This window comes from Oleiphilus sp. HI0066 (assembly GCF_001635725.1).
On the sequence record NZ_LWFH01000437.1, the window covers coordinates 1 to 850 of the forward strand.

Sequence of the window (850 nt, forward strand, 5' to 3'; positions counted from 1 at the left end):
GCATTTCCAGACGACAACATTTGGGTTCATTTATCTGAGACAGTACTTCCTGCCTATATTAAAAGCACGCTGATATTAATGCTCGGAGTTGGATGTCTGAGTACCGCTTTAGGCATTGGTGCTGCATGGTTAATAAGCCATTATAGTTTTCCAGGCAAACGTTTTTTCACGTGGGCGTTATTACTCCCTTTTGCGATGCCTGCGTATGTGATTGCTTATGTCTACACTGACTTTCTTGAATATGCTGGCCCTCTCCAATCAATGCTTAGAGAGATATTTGGCTGGCAATCGAGCAGAGACTACTACTTCCCCGAAGTCCGAAGCATGGGGGGCGCCATTATCCTCATGTCACTAACTCTATACCCTTATATCTACATGCTGGCTCGCGCCGCATTTTTGCAACAATCAGTTTCTCTTTACTACGCCGCTAGAAGCCTGGGTTCGAATTCTTTTGGCTTTTTCTTCCGCGTATCATTACCGATTGCGCGACCTGCAATTGTCGTCGGTCTATCTTTGGTTCTGATGGAAACACTGAATGACTTCGGTACCGTTGATTACTTCGCAATTCAAACGCTGACTGCAGGCCTTTATGACACATGGCTGAATATGAGCAATTTAGGCGGTGCAGCTCAAATTGCTACCGTGATGATGTTAGCTGTCGTGTTTTTAATCATGATGGAGAGAAAATCTAGGGACCAACAGCAGTCGTTTTCTAGCAAAACTCAATCACGTCCTCTGCCAACTCAACACCTGACTGGAAAAAAGGCTTTCTTCGCTACTCTACTCGCATCAACACCAATTGTTTTTGGTTTCTTAATTCCGGTCATCATTCTTTCCGACTATTCGATTC

1 protein-coding gene is annotated in these 850 nt (G+C 44.4%); it reads left to right on the forward strand.

The features are described from left to right. Window positions 1-850, forward strand: an 850-nt coding sequence (locus tag A3738_RS05795) for an iron ABC transporter permease (protein ID WP_156504003.1), incomplete at both ends; no start/stop codon positions are given.